Annotated in this window: 13 protein-coding genes; 10 read left to right on the top strand and 3 right to left on the bottom strand. The window is 66.7% G+C overall.

Annotated features, from left to right (window positions below; genetic code table 11):
• Window positions 1–21 precede the first annotated feature (21 nt).
• Window positions 22–324 carry an HNH endonuclease gene (locus tag PVW49_RS11470; RefSeq protein ID WP_274590578.1) on the bottom strand — a complete coding sequence of 101 codons (303 nt, stop codon included), beginning with the start codon at window positions 322–324 and terminating at the stop codon, window positions 22–24.
• Between the two features lie 272 nt (window positions 325–596).
• Here PVW49_RS11470 and PVW49_RS11465 point away from each other — a divergent pair, with 272 nt between their 5' ends.
• From PVW49_RS11465 to PVW49_RS11450, 4 genes are all read left to right on the top strand, one after another.
• The gene (locus tag PVW49_RS11465) at window positions 597–1,787 is read left to right on the top strand and encodes a TIGR03862 family flavoprotein (protein ID WP_074835874.1); all 1,191 of its coding nucleotides are present in this window, start codon (window positions 597–599) and stop codon (window positions 1,785–1,787) included.
• A gap of 27 nt (window positions 1,788–1,814) precedes the next feature.
• Window positions 1,815–2,990 (top strand): MFS transporter, encoded by a 1,176-nt coding sequence (locus PVW49_RS11460; protein WP_048533144.1) that lies wholly within the window; start codon window positions 1,815–1,817, stop codon window positions 2,988–2,990.
• A 171-nt stretch (window positions 2,991–3,161) separates the two neighbouring features.
• The gene (locus PVW49_RS11455) at window positions 3,162–4,184 is read left to right on the top strand and encodes an aspartate-semialdehyde dehydrogenase (protein ID WP_048533143.1); all 1,023 of its coding nucleotides are present in this window, start codon (window positions 3,162–3,164) and stop codon (window positions 4,182–4,184) included.
• A 233-nt stretch (window positions 4,185–4,417) separates the two neighbouring features.
• Window positions 4,418–4,771 carry a hypothetical protein gene (locus PVW49_RS11450; protein WP_048533142.1) on the top strand — a complete coding sequence of 118 codons (354 nt, stop codon included), beginning with the start codon at window positions 4,418–4,420 and terminating at the stop codon, window positions 4,769–4,771.
• A gap of 88 nt (window positions 4,772–4,859) precedes the next feature.
• Here PVW49_RS11450 and PVW49_RS11445 read toward each other — a convergent pair whose 3' ends face one another.
• Window positions 4,860–5,513 (bottom strand): carbonic anhydrase, encoded by a 654-nt coding sequence (locus PVW49_RS11445; protein WP_048533141.1) that lies wholly within the window; start codon window positions 5,511–5,513, stop codon window positions 4,860–4,862.
• A 133-nt stretch (window positions 5,514–5,646) separates the two neighbouring features.
• On the opposite strand from PVW49_RS11445, the gene PVW49_RS11440 reads away from it, so the two are divergent.
• From PVW49_RS11440 to speB, 4 genes are all read left to right on the top strand, one after another.
• Window positions 5,647–6,042, top strand: coding sequence for a hypothetical protein (locus PVW49_RS11440; protein WP_274590577.1), 396 nt, complete (start codon window positions 5,647–5,649; stop codon window positions 6,040–6,042).
• A 105-nt stretch (window positions 6,043–6,147) separates the two neighbouring features.
• The gene (locus tag PVW49_RS11435) at window positions 6,148–7,560 is read left to right on the top strand and encodes a leucyl aminopeptidase family protein (protein WP_274590576.1); all 1,413 of its coding nucleotides are present in this window, start codon (window positions 6,148–6,150) and stop codon (window positions 7,558–7,560) included.
• On the top strand, window positions 7,557–8,429 hold the full coding sequence (locus PVW49_RS11430) for a C40 family peptidase (protein ID WP_274590575.1): 873 nt from the start codon (window positions 7,557–7,559) through the stop codon (window positions 8,427–8,429). Before PVW49_RS11435 ends, PVW49_RS11430 begins: the two co-directional genes overlap by 4 nt.
• Window position 8,430: 1 nt before the next feature.
• Window positions 8,431–9,381 carry an agmatinase gene (gene speB, locus PVW49_RS11425; protein WP_074835868.1) on the top strand — a complete coding sequence of 317 codons (951 nt, stop codon included), beginning with the start codon at window positions 8,431–8,433 and terminating at the stop codon, window positions 9,379–9,381.
• Between the two features lie 56 nt (window positions 9,382–9,437).
• Here the strand turns inward: speB and PVW49_RS11420 are convergent, their stop codons facing one another.
• Window positions 9,438–9,923, bottom strand: a complete 486-nt coding sequence (locus tag PVW49_RS11420; RefSeq protein WP_048533136.1) for a DUF3576 domain-containing protein — start codon at window positions 9,921–9,923, stop codon at window positions 9,438–9,440.
• Window positions 9,924–10,220: 297 nt separating this feature from the next.
• Here PVW49_RS11420 and PVW49_RS11415 point away from each other — a divergent pair, with 297 nt between their 5' ends.
• Entirely contained in the window at window positions 10,221–11,273 is a 1,053-nt protein-coding gene (locus PVW49_RS11415; protein WP_048533134.1) for a porin, read from the top strand.
• Window positions 11,274–11,411: 138 nt separating this feature from the next.
• Entirely contained in the window at window positions 11,412–12,068 is a 657-nt protein-coding gene (locus tag PVW49_RS11410) for a YggS family pyridoxal phosphate-dependent enzyme (protein ID WP_274590574.1), read from the top strand.
• Window positions 12,069–12,468: the final 400 nt, after the last annotated feature.

Raw genomic sequence — 12,468 nt, 5'->3', positions numbered from 1 at the left:
GCGGAGGCGCCCTCGTCCGGCTCAGCGTTTGCGTCGCCCGCCGGCGCTGCGGGCATGAAAGTCCGGCGGGCGTTTTGCCACCCAGCGGATGAATTTCGCCAGCCGGGGATGGGCGCGCAGGGCCTCGGCCGTGTTGAAGTCGCGCGCCAGTTCGGTCTCGGTCAGCGTGGCGTGTATCTCGTTGTGGCAGATCTGGTGCAGCAGCACCGTGGGCCCACGCTTGCCGCCCTTGAGCCTGGGGATCAGGTGATGCAGCGATTGTTTCGCCGCCGGCGGGATCGGGCGGTGGCAGAGCGGGCAGATCGGGTCGGGCGCGTCGGTCATCCTGGGCCAACCCTAGCCGGAGACGGGCCGGAAATCAGCCCCGACGGCCGGGGCGCAGCAAATCCCCGGCCCGGGGCACCTTGCCAGCCGCGCCACATCGCGGCATCACGGGGCGCGGGTCATCGCGACATGAGGACAGCAATGAACTTCGATCTCGCCGGTGGGCCAACAATTGCACAGCGGGCCCGGGCCATCGCCGCGCACCGGCGCCCGGGTGCAATGCCGCGGCCCGGTGGCCGGGTCGGGACGGGCGATCGCGCCTTTGCGGTGACATGAAGGTCGCGGCGCTGGTCATTGGCGCTGGCCCGGCCGGGCTGATGGCGGCCGAGGTGCTGGGGCAGGCGGGGCATGCGGTTCTGCTGGCCGAGGCCAAGCCCTCGCCGGCGCGCAAGTTTCTCATGGCGGGGAAATCCGGGCTGAACCTGACAAAATCCGAAGACTTCGACAGATTTCTCGCCGCCTTCGGGCCCCACGCCGACCATCTGCGCCCGATGCTGGAGGCCTGTGGCCCGGACGAGGTGCGGCGCTGGGCCGAGGCGCTAGGCCAGCCGCTGTTCACCGGCCCGACCGGCCGGGTCTTTCCGCAGACGATGAAGGCCTCGCCGCTGCTGCGCGCCTGGCTGACCCGGCTCGACGGATATGGTGTCACCCGCCGCACCCGCTGGCGCTGGCAGGGCTGGGCGGACGGGGCGGCGGTCTTTGCCACCCCCGAGGGGGTGCAGCGTGTCACGGCCGGGGTCACCGTGCTGGCGCTGGGCGGGGCGAGCTGGGCGCGGCTCGGCTCGGATGGCGCCTGGGCCGAGGCCCTGCGCGCCGCGGGCGTGCCGCTGGCGCCGTTCCGGCCGGCCAACATGGGCGTTCGCGTCGAGTGGTCGGCGCATATGGCAGCGCGGTTCGGCATGCCGGTCAAGGGCGTCGCCTGGCAGGCAGGCCCGGCCCGCAGCCGCGGCGAAGCGGTGATCTCGGACCGCGGGCTCGAGGGCGGCGGCATCTACGCGATCTCGGCCGCGGTCCGCGACGGCGCGCCCCTGAGCGTCGATCTCGCGCCGGACACGGATGCGGAGACATTGGCCCGCCGGCTCGCCAAGCCGCGCGGCAAGATGACGGCGGCGAATTTCCGGCGCAAGCAGGCCCGGCTCGATCCGGTGAAACAGGCGCTGCTGATGGAATTCGGCCAGCCGCTGCCCGAGGATCCCGGCCAGCTTGCCCGGCGCATCAAGGACTTGCCGATCCGCCACGCCGGGCCACGGCCGATGGACGAGGCAATCTCCACCGCCGGCGGCATCGGCTTCGAGGCGCTGACCCCGGGGCTCGAGCTGATCGCGCGCCCCGGCACATTCGTTGCCGGCGAAATGCTCGACTGGGAGGCCCCGACCGGCGGCTATCTGCTGACCGCCTGTCTGGCCACCGGCGCCTGGGCCGGGCGGCAGGCCGCGGCTTGTCTTGGCGCCGGCCCTGTGTAATCCAGACCGGGTTTCCAGGGAGGTCACATGAACGCCGGTCTGATCCTGCTGACGCTGAGCTATGTGTTCAGCCAGTTCTTTCGCTCGTTCCTTGCCGTGCTGGCCGAGGTGCTCGAACGCGACATCGGCGCCCGTCCCGATGACCTCGCCACTGCCTCGGGCGTCTGGTTCCTGGTCTTTGCGCTGATGCAGATCCCGGTCGGCGCGGCGCTGGATCGGATCGGGCCGCGCCGCACCGCCGCGGTGCTCTTTGCCATCGGCGGCGCCGGCGGGGCGGCGGGGTTTGCCCTGGCGCAGAGCCCGGTGCATGTGACCCTGGCCATGGGGCTGATCGGGCTGGGCTGTTCGCCGGTGCTGATGGCCTCCTATTACATCTTCGCGCGCACCTGCCGGCCGGCGATCTTTGCCTCCCTGGCGGCCACGGTGCTGGGCATCGGCACTCTGGGCAACCTCGCCGGCACCCTGCCACTCACCCTGCTGGTCGAGGCCATCGGCTGGCGCGAGACGCTCTGGGCGCTGGCGGCGGCCTCGGCGGCGATCGCGTTTGGCCTGTTCTTCCTGGTGCGCGACCCGCCCGGCGCCGAAACCACCCTCCGCGGCTCCGTGCTCGACCTGCTGCGCCTGCCGGCGCTCTGGCTGGTCATTCCGATGATGTTCGTCAACTACGCCGCCTCGGGCGGGCTGCGGGCGCTCTGGATCGGGCCGTACCTGCGCGACGTGCACGGGCTGACGCCGGGCGCCATCGGCCTGGCGACGCTGGCGATGGGGGTGGCGATGATCGCCGGCACCTTTGCCTACGGGCCGCTCGACCGCTGGTTCGGCTCGCGCAAATGGGTGGTCCTGCCGGGCAATGCCCTGGTGGTGATGGGCTGCACCGCGCTCTGGCTCTGGCCGGCCCCAGGCGTGGTCACCGTTCTCGCGCTGTTCTGCATCGTGGGGTTCTTCGGCATGACCTTTCCGCTGATCCTCGCCCATGGCCGCAGCTATGCGCCGGATCACCTGATCGGGCGCGGCGTGACGCTGATGAACCTTTTCGGCATTGCCGGCGTCGGCATCTTTCAGGTCGTCACCGGTCGCGTGCAGGAGGGGGCCGCCGCCCAGGGCCCGATCGAGGCCAGCTATGCGCCGGTCTTTGCCATCTTTGCGCTCGTCACCCTGGCCGGGATGATCCCCTACCTGTTCAGCCGCGACCGGCTCGACTGATCCCGCAGCTTCTTCTCTTGTGAAATACCGCCGGGGGGCGGCCGCAGGCCGGGGGGCAGAGCCCCCCTGCACCCGGCCCGCCAGGAGCGTTGCGGCGAATGCCCCTTTAACAACCGGCCGCAACCCTGTATCAGGCGCCCCATTCATACCGAGACGAAGGAAAAGGAACCGATGGGTTATCGAATCGTCGTCGCAGGCGCCACCGGCAACGTGGGCCGCGAAATGCTCAACATCCTCGCCGAACGGGGCTTCCCCGTCGACGAGATCGCAGTGCTGGCTTCGCGCCGGTCGCTGGGCACCGAAGTGAGCTTTGGCGACAAGACGCTCAAGACCAAGGACATCGAGGGCTTCGACTTCGCGGGCTGGGACATGGCGCTGTTTGCCATCGGCTCCGATGCCACCAAGAAATATGCCCCGATCGCGGCCGCGGCCGGCTGCGTGGTGATCGACAATTCCTCGCTCTATCGCTACGATCCCGATGTGCCGCTGATCGTGCCCGAGGTGAACGCCGATGCGATCGAGGGCTATGCCAAGAAGAACATCATCGCCAACCCCAACTGCTCGACCGCGCAGATGGTGGTGGCGCTCAAGCCGCTGCACGACCGCGCCCGCATCAAGCGCGTCGTGGTCTCGACCTATCAGTCGGTCTCCGGCTCGGGCAAGGACGGCATCGACGAGCTCTGGGATCAGACCAAGGCGGTCTACAACCCGACCGACGAATACGAACGCAAGGTCTATCCCAAGCAGATCGCCTTCAACGTCATTCCGCATATCGACGTCTTCCTCGAGGACGGCTCGACCAAGGAAGAATGGAAGATGGTCGCCGAGACCAAGAAGATCGTCGACCCGTCGATCAAGGTCACCGCGACCTGCGTGCGGGTGCCGGTCTTTGTCGGCCACTCCGAAGCGCTGAACGTCGAATTCGAGGATTTCCTCGACGAGGACGAGGCGCGCGACATCCTGCGCGAGGCGCCGGGCGTCATGGTGATCGACAAACGCGAGGATGGCGGCTATGTCACGCCGGTCGAATGTGTCGGCGATTTCGCCACCTTCATTAGCCGCATCCGCCAGGACAGCACGATCGAAAACGGCCTGAACCTGTGGTGCGTCTCGGACAACCTGCGCAAGGGCGCGGCGCTCAACGCAGTGCAGATCGCCGAGACCCTGGGCAACCGGGTGCTGAAAAAAGGCTGATCTCCGTCAAGAGGTTACGAGACAAGGGCCGCCCTGGGGCGGCCCTTTTTCTTTGCCGTGGGGCAAGGGGCAGGGGCCCTGAAGACCGCAGGCAAACGTCCACCGTCTTCACGCGATATTCACGTCTGAGAAACATTGTGTTGCAGTATGGACGCTCCGCACAATATATGAAAACACCTGCCCCGATGTTGCCACAATCCGCGAGCACGCTAGATGCGTAGGAGGTTATGAGCATGGCACATCACATTGAAATCCTCGCCGAGCCCGGTCTGGCACAGACCCGCTGGCGGGGTCCGGAAAGCAGCAATCGGCTGGATTGCGAAACCGGTGTTCTACTGCGGGCAATGCTGGCCCCAGTGTTCCAACAGGCAACAAGCTGGGGCAATCTGAGCCGCAAACTGGCGCGCAAGGGCTTCGGCCTCGGCTTTCACCAGGGACGGCTTGTCCTGACCGACATGGACAGCGGCGAGCGGATCTGCTCGTGCAAATATCTCGGTCATCCGCTTCGGGCGCTGAGCCTGCGGTTGGGCCGGGCCAAGGTGCTGGCCTCGCACGATGGCCGCGGCCGCGGTGTCCTTCTGGCCTGACCCGGTTTGCGGCCGGTGGCAAAACCGGCCCGACGTCAGGCCCGATCCAGTAGCCTTGCCGGGGTTTGACGCCCGGCGCAGGCCGAGCTCAGCCCACCGGGCGGAACTGGTCCGATGCCGGATTGTATTCCTCGAGCGCCCCTTCGCCGATGCCGGTCCATAGGCCGTGCAGCGACAGGGCACCGCTCTTGACCCGCTCTTCGACGAAGGGAAAGGTCATCAGGTTTTCCAGCGAGATCACCACCGAGCGCTTTTCCAGCGCGCGCGCCTGGGCCTCGCCCTCGGGCGCATCCTTGATCGCGTCGTAACCGGGCCGCAGGATGTCCATCCAGCGCCCGACAAAGGAATTGGGCTTTTCCAGCTCCGGCGCCTTGCCGTTGCACATGTCGATGCAGCCCTGCACCCCGCCACATTGCGAATGCCCCAGCACGATCAGATGCGCCACCTTGAGCGCGGTAACCGCGTATTCCACGGCCGCCGAGGTGCCGTGGTGGTCGCCGTCGGGCGCATAGGGCGGCACCAGATTGGCGATATTGCGGTGAATGAAGAATTCCCCGGTGTCGGCGCCAAAGATCGAGGTCACGTGAACCCGGCTGTCACAGCAGGAAATCACCATCGCGCGGGGCCGCTGCCCTTCGGTGGCAAGTCGGCGATACCACGCGGCGTTTTCGGCGTAATCGGTGGCTTTCCATCCCTGATAACGCTGGACCAGGTACTTCGGCAGGCTCTTGGCGTGTTCCATTGGCGGTCTCCCGTCTTCTTTCCGCGCAGCGGTGATACGCCCGAATTGCCGAGAATTCGAGCGAAATAATCTGTCGTCCGCAAGGTTTCCAAAACTCTTTGCCGTCATCCTAAGCCAGGCCGTGGGGGCGTGAATGAAGGTGGGAACCGTGGAACGGATAGGAATGCTCGCATATGACGAAGGCGTCAGGCTCGACCAGGAGCGGATCGAAGACCTCTATCGCCGCATGGGCGACGCCGGCGCCGAGGATGTGGTGTGCCGCGCGCTCGAGGAAATTGCGGTGCGCATGTCTTACGCCAACAAGCTGCACAAGCGCGGCGATCTGGCCGAGATGCGCAAATGCCTGCGCTCGCTGTCGCGGATCGCCGATCAAATCGGGATGGTCGCGCTCTCTTCGGTGGCGCGCGATGTCTGTGCCTGCATCGATCAGAACGATGCGGTGGCCATGGCAGCCACGCTGTCGCGGCTGGCGCGCACCGGCGACCAATCGCTGACGGCGATCTGGGATTTGCAGGAATTCATGATGTAGCCCCCCGCGCTGGCGGCAGGACACGAGACAATCGCACCTCTGCCCTTGCAGGTGCGCCCGGGCAGGCTAGGCTGCGGCAAAATCCATTCCGCCGGAGTAACCGTCATGCCGCAGGACCATCCCCTGACATTCGCCGATGCCGATCAGGCATCGATCCCGCTTGCCCTGCTCACCGCCGAGGCCTTTGACGGCTGGCGCCTGGCCCAGGAGCCGGGCGCGCGTGGCTGGGCCGAAGCCAATGGCTTTGTGGCCGGGCCGGGGCAGGTGCTGCTGTTTCCTGGTGACGATGGCGCGCCCGAGGCCGCGCTGGGCGGTGTCGGATCGGCCAAGGACCGGGCCCGCGGCCGTTTTGCCCTTGCCGCCGTGGCGCAGAGCCTGCCGGCGGGCACCTATCACATCGAAAGCGGGCTGCCGCAGGATCCGGCTGATATCGAGGCCGAGCTTCTTGGCTGGCTTCTCGCCGGCTACAGCTTTGACACCTATAAGGAAAAACCCGGGAAACAGGTCCGCCTCGTGGCCCCCGAAGGGGTCGATACCGCCCGGATCGAGGCGATTGCGGCCGGCGAGGCGCTGACCCGCGACCTGATCAACACCCCCGCCAACGACATGACGCCCGACGGGTTGCAGGCCGCCGCCGCAGCGCTGGCGCATGACCACGGCGCGCAATGCAGCGTGATCGGCGGCACCGAGCTTCTGGCCGAGAACTTTCCGCTGATCCACGCCGTCGGCCGCGCCTCGGATTGCGCCCCGCGGCTGATCGACATGCGCTGGGGCCAGTCCGGCCCCAAGGTGACGCTGGTGGGCAAGGGCGTGTGTTTCGACACCGGCGGGCTCAATCTCAAGCCCGGCAGCTCGATGGGGCTGATGAAAAAGGACATGGGCGGGGCCGCCACGGTGCTGGGGCTGGCGCAGATGATCATGGCGCTGGATCTGCCGGTGCAGCTGCGCGTGCTGATTCCGGCGGTGGAAAACTCGGTCTCGGCCGGCGCCTTCCGCCCCGGCGACATCCTGACCTCGCGCAAGGGGCTGACGGTCGAGATCAACAACACCGATGCCGAGGGCCGTCTGGTGCTGGCCGATGCGCTGGCACTGGCCTGCGAAGAGGAGAGCGACCTGGTGATCTCGATGGCCACGCTCACCGGCGCCGCCCGGGTGGCGGTGGGCCCCGATCTGGCGCCTTTCTACGCCGATGACGCCACCGCCGCCGCACTCGAGGCCGGCGGCAGGCGGGCGCAGGATCCGCTTTGGCGCTTGCCCTTCTGGGAGCCCTACGAGACCATGATCGAACCCGGCATCGCCGATCTCGACAATGCGCCCAAGGGCGGGTTCGCGGGCTCGATCACCGCCGCGCTCTTCCTTCGCCGTTTCGTGAACGAGGATACCCGCTACGCGCATTTCGACATCTACGGCTGGCAACCCGAGGCCCGGCCCGGCCGGCCCAAGGGCGGCGTCGGCATGGGCGCGCGCGCCATCCTCGCCGCGCTGCCCGACCTGATGGGGCTGGAGCCGGCGGAATGACCGCCGACCCCCGGGTGCTCAAATCCAACGGTCGTGTGGCGCATGTCTCGCTCGAAGGGCAGGTGGCGGCGGCGCGGTTCACCGAAGGGGAGCTTTGGCAGGTGGTGACCGCCACCGCCGTAATCAGCGATGCCGACGGAGCCAGGCGCGAACGCGAGCTTTTGCTCGGACAGGGCTTTCGCGTGCTCGAGGTGAGCGATGGCATGGCTTTCGGCTATTGCGAGCACAACGGTTACGTCGGCCATGTCGAGACCGACGCCCTGTCACGTGACATGCCGGCACCGACCCACCGGGTCGCTACGCGGATGAGCTATTGCAAGTCCGACCCGGATCTCAAGGCGCGCAACGAAGTTGCGGTTCTGCCGCATGGCGCCCGGGTCGCCACCCGCGATCAGAGCGGCGATTGGACCGAAATCGCCATCTGCGCCGGCGCAGACAAGGTAACGGCCTGGGTCTGGGCCCCCTCCGCGCATCTGGCGCCGCTGGCGCAGCGCTGCGCCGATCCGGTCGCGGTGGCCCGGCTCTACCTCGGAACGCCTTATCTCTGGGGCGGCAATTCGGCCTTCGGGATCGATTGTTCCGGGCTCGTCGAGGCCGGGTGCCTGGCCTGCGGCATCCCCTGTCCCGGCGATTCCGACCTGCAAGAGGCGGCGCTGGGCGCTACCCTGGCCGCGGATGCCGCGCTGCGCCGCGGCGATCTCCTGTTCTGGAAAGGTCACGTCGGCTGGGTTGCCGGCGCAGACCTTTTGCTCCACGCCAACGCCCATCACATGGCGGTGGCGGAAGAGCCGCTGGCTGCGGCCATTGCGCGAATCGCGGCCCAGGGCGGAGGCCCGGTCACCCGCCGCGCACGACTGGAAAGGCACTGACATGACACAGGATTTCTTTACCCCCGTCTCGGGCATGGAACTGCCGCGCTTTGCCGGCGTGCCGAGTTTCATGCGCTTGCCGGTGGTTCCCCCCGGCCATGCCCGGTTCGACGAGGTCGACATCGGCCTGATCGGCGTCCCCTGGGACAGCGGCACCACCAACCGCCCCGGGCCGCGCCACGGCCCGCGCCAGTTGCGCGACGCCTCGACGATGATCCGCGCCGAGAACGCCGCGACCCGGGTGCGCCCCTTCGAGGCGGCCAATTGCGCCGATCTGGGCGATGTCGGCATCAACCCGGCCGATATTGACGATTCGATGGATCGGATCACGGCGTTTTATCAAAGGCTTGTCCTTGCCGGCATCCGGCCGCTCACGGCCGGCGGCGATCACCTGACCTCGCTGCCGGTGCTGCGCGCCCTGGCCGAGGACGGGCCGCTGGGCATGGTGCATTTCGACGCCCATACCGATCTCTTCCACAGCTATTTCGGCGGCACGATGTACACCCATGGCACGCCCTTCCGCCGCGCCATCGAGGAAGAGCTGCTCGATCCGGCGCGGGTGGTCCAGATCGGCATCCGCGGCACCGCCTATGACTTCGAGGACCGCGATTTCGCCAAGGCGGTCGGCGTCCGGGTCATCCCGATCGAAGAATTCTTTGCCCGTGGCGTCACCGATGTGATGGCCGAGGCCTGCGAGATCGTCGGCGAGGCTCCGGTCTATGTCAGCTACGACATCGATTTCGTCGACCCGGCCTTCGCGCCCGGCACCGGCACGCCGGAAATCGGCGGCCCGAATTCCTTTCAGGCGCAACAGGTGGTGCGAGGCCTTGCCGGGCTCGACATCGCGGGGGCCGATCTGGTCGAGGTCTCACCGCCGTTCGACACCAGCGGCGCCACCGCCTGGCTCGGCGTGTCGCTGATGTTCGAACTGCTCTGCGTGATGACCGGCTAGGCCCGTCCGGCCTCGGCCGAGCGTCCCGGCCCCTCAGAGGCTCCTGAAGGCGGGGGTCAAAGGCGCTTGTCCTGGGCCCGCAGCTGGCGGGCGCGGGTCAAGATGGCATCTTCGATGGCGCGGGCGGTCTCGGCGGAGACCGGTCCGGCGCGGGTCTGAAGCGCGAGGTTGAGCGAGCGGGCGTCCAGCGCCGGATCGGTGACATAGATCGTCGCACGATAGGCGCGGCCACCGCCCGGGGGCGTGCCATAGCCGGTGGTGATCACCCCGGTGAAGGGATCGACCGACTCGACCGGCAGGAAATCCAGCACTTCGAGCGCGGCATTCCAGATATATTTGTTGACCTTGCCGATCCGCGAACGGTCCTGCGGCCCGCGAAAGAAATCCCACAGCGTCGAGCGCGGCGCGCCCCGGTTGCCGTAGATTTCCTCCTCCAGCACCTCGTCGGTGCTGCGTCCCGGAGCGAACTGCGCGCCACAGGCCGTCAGCGCAAGCATGGCGGCCGCCAGAAGAATCGCGGCTTTTCTGGAAGTGGCGGTCATCAAGCGCTCCTGGCCGATTGGTTTCGGTGACGTCAGGCCCCTCAATACAAGCCGGGGCCAGAGACGACAAGATCCTCATTCGCAATCCCAATCCGCGGTTTTTCGGGTGACAGAAGGGTGCGCTGACGGGGGTATTCGCCGGGGCCTGATTTCTTGTGACAAAAGCGCATCACTCATGGCCTTGTTGCCGCCACAGTTTCGGCGCGCGCTTGCATCGGGAGGGTCGGAAGGTGCATGAGAGGCTCATCAAGACCGGGCGACCGGTTTGGTACGTGCACAAGACACATGAGGGAAACAATGAAAAACATTCTGTTTGCAACCACCGCACTGGTCGCAACCGCAGGCTTCGCTTCGGCAGAAGTCACCGGCTCCGGCGCTGGCACCATTGACATCACCGGCCTGGCCGAGATGGGCATCATGGGAGGCGAAAACATCAACTTCGCTGGTCCGCTCGCCACTGGCACCACCGACCAGGAAGCTCAGTTCTTCACCGACATCGACGTCACCTTCTCCATGTCCGGCACCGCCGACAACGGCCTGACCTTCGGTGCGGCTGTCGACCTCGACGAAGGCGGCGCAGTGTCGAACGCGACCCAGAACAACGCAGACGACGGTGGCGTTGCCATGTTCGTTTCCGCTGGCGGCGCGACCCTGACCATGGGTGACACCAACGGTGCATTCGACCAGGCGCTGAAAGAAACCAACTTCGCAGGCGGTTCCATCGGCGACAACGAAGAGCACGTTGCATTCGGCGGCTTCGGCAACAACGGCCTCGACGGCTTCTACGACGGTCAAATCGCGCGTTTCGACTATGCTTTCAGCAACGTCACCGCATCGCTGTCGGCTGAAATCGACGACGCTGGCAACGACGACCCGGTCTGGGGTGTCGGTGTCCGTTACTCCGGCGAGTTCTCGGGCGTTGCTCTGGGCGTCGGCGTTGGCTACCAGTCGGTCAACGACGTGAACACCATCAGCTTCGGCGGTCTGCCGGTTGCCAACGACGCTTCGGCTTCGGTTGTGGGTGTGTCGGTTGACGCGGGCTTCGCCAACGGCGTGACCACCGGCTTCTCCTTCACCCAGCTCGAAATCGACGGTGACGAAGCAACCCACGGCGCTCTGGGCCTCGGCTACGAGATGAACGCTCTGGCAGTCGGCGTGAACTTCGGCCAGTACATGATCGACGGCGATGAGTACACCTCGGGCTTCGGCATCGCGGCGACCTACGACCTCGGCGGCGGCCTCTCGGCCAAAGCAGGTTACGGCAACTCGACCGTTCACGACCAGTTCACCACCACCGGTGACGACGAGAACGGCAACAGCTGGTCCGTCGGTCTGGCAATGTCGTTCTAAGAACGGCGCCAGCCACAGTTAGGGAAGAGCGGGTCGCAAGACCCGCTCTTTTCTTTTTTGAAGCCCTGGTTTTCCGGTGGCGCTTTTCCTCTGGCCCGTGCGAAGGATAGCAGCGGGACAAGACTGACGAGGCGCGCTATGGGACTGAACGAGATCACCGAACGGATGCACAAGGCCGAGGCCGCCGCCGGGCGCGAGACCGGGGCCACCCGGCTGATTGCGGTGTCCAAGAAGCAGCCCGACGACCGCGTTGCCGCCGTTCTCGATCAGGGGCATCGGATCTTTGGCGAAAACCGGGTACAGGAGGCCGCCGGCAAATGGCCCGGCTTCCGCGAGCGCTATGACGGCATCGATCTGCACATCATCGGTCCGCTTCAGACCAACAAGGCGCGCCAGGCCATGGAACTGGCGCAGGCAATCCATTCCCTCGACCGTCCCAAGTTGGCCCAGACGCTGGCGCGGCTGGCCCAGGAACTGGGGCAGTGCCCCGAGCTCTTTGTTCAGGTCAACACCGGCGAAGAGCCGCAGAAGGCCGGCGTCCTGCCGGCCGAGATCGACGGCTTTGTCAGCGAGTGCCGGGCGCTCGATCTTCCGGTGCGCGGGTTGATGTGCATTCCGCCGGTCGACGAGGCCGCCAGCCTGCACTTTGCCCTGCTGGCCAAGTTTGCCGCGCGCAACGGGCTGGACGGCCTGTCGATGGGCATGTCAGGCGATTTCGAAGAAGCCATCGCGCTGGGGGCCACCCATGTCCGCGTCGGATCGGCCATCTTCGGCGCGCGGCCGGCCCCGGCCTGAGACCGAGTTCTATACGAACGTATAGGCCTCCTATCCGACAAGACATATGGCCATCCGGGTGAACCGCTGCCTTTAGTGCGCTCACCATGCGACAAACGGAGCATGGGGGTTCCTACCGCACTGCGATCCCGGAGAGACACGGGGGCGGTCAGGACCTGGACGGTCGTTCTGAACTCTGTTGGGTTCATCACTCACGGAACGATCCGTCGGCGGGCGGCTGGGGGAGCGGTCGCCCGCCTATAGGGCGCGTCTGTGCCATCGCCCTAAGTTTCGCCCCTTTCCGGTATTTTGTCGGCCTGTTCACGGTATCGTGTTCTGGCGGGCTGTGCGACCCTTCCCGTTTGTCAGCCACCCTGCTGCGCGGTAACTGTGGTATCTGCGTAGTTCACACCGTGCCTCA

The organism is Marinovum sp. PR37, from assembly GCF_028807375.1.
In the GTDB taxonomy this organism is placed as follows: Bacteria; Pseudomonadota; Alphaproteobacteria; order Rhodobacterales; family Rhodobacteraceae; genus Marinovum; species Marinovum algicola.
This window is presented reverse-complemented; position numbering and strand designations above follow the sequence as displayed.

Bases quoted from the DNA above. Each gene is read 5' to 3' on its own strand.
- PVW49_RS11470 (WP_274590578.1), bottom strand. From the start codon at position 324: ATGACCGACGCGCCCGACCCGATCTGCCCGCTCTGCCACCGCCCGATC.
- PVW49_RS11465 (WP_074835874.1), top strand. From the start codon at position 597: ATGAAGGTCGCGGCGCTGGTCATTGGCGCTGGCCCGGCCGGGCTGATG.
- PVW49_RS11460 (WP_048533144.1), top strand. From the start codon at position 1,815: ATGAACGCCGGTCTGATCCTGCTGACGCTGAGCTATGTGTTCAGCCAG.
- PVW49_RS11455 (WP_048533143.1), top strand. From the start codon at position 3,162: ATGGGTTATCGAATCGTCGTCGCAGGCGCCACCGGCAACGTGGGCCGC.
- PVW49_RS11450 (WP_048533142.1), top strand. From the start codon at position 4,418: ATGGCACATCACATTGAAATCCTCGCCGAGCCCGGTCTGGCACAGACC.
- PVW49_RS11445 (WP_048533141.1), bottom strand. From the start codon at position 5,513: ATGGAACACGCCAAGAGCCTGCCGAAGTACCTGGTCCAGCGTTATCAG.
- PVW49_RS11440 (WP_274590577.1), top strand. From the start codon at position 5,647: ATGAAGGTGGGAACCGTGGAACGGATAGGAATGCTCGCATATGACGAA.
- PVW49_RS11435 (WP_274590576.1), top strand. From the start codon at position 6,148: ATGCCGCAGGACCATCCCCTGACATTCGCCGATGCCGATCAGGCATCG.
- PVW49_RS11430 (WP_274590575.1), top strand. From the start codon at position 7,557: ATGACCGCCGACCCCCGGGTGCTCAAATCCAACGGTCGTGTGGCGCAT.
- speB (WP_074835868.1), top strand. From the start codon at position 8,431: ATGACACAGGATTTCTTTACCCCCGTCTCGGGCATGGAACTGCCGCGC.
- PVW49_RS11420 (WP_048533136.1), bottom strand. From the start codon at position 9,923: ATGACCGCCACTTCCAGAAAAGCCGCGATTCTTCTGGCGGCCGCCATG.
- PVW49_RS11415 (WP_048533134.1), top strand. From the start codon at position 10,221: ATGAAAAACATTCTGTTTGCAACCACCGCACTGGTCGCAACCGCAGGC.
- PVW49_RS11410 (WP_274590574.1), top strand. From the start codon at position 11,412: ATGGGACTGAACGAGATCACCGAACGGATGCACAAGGCCGAGGCCGCC.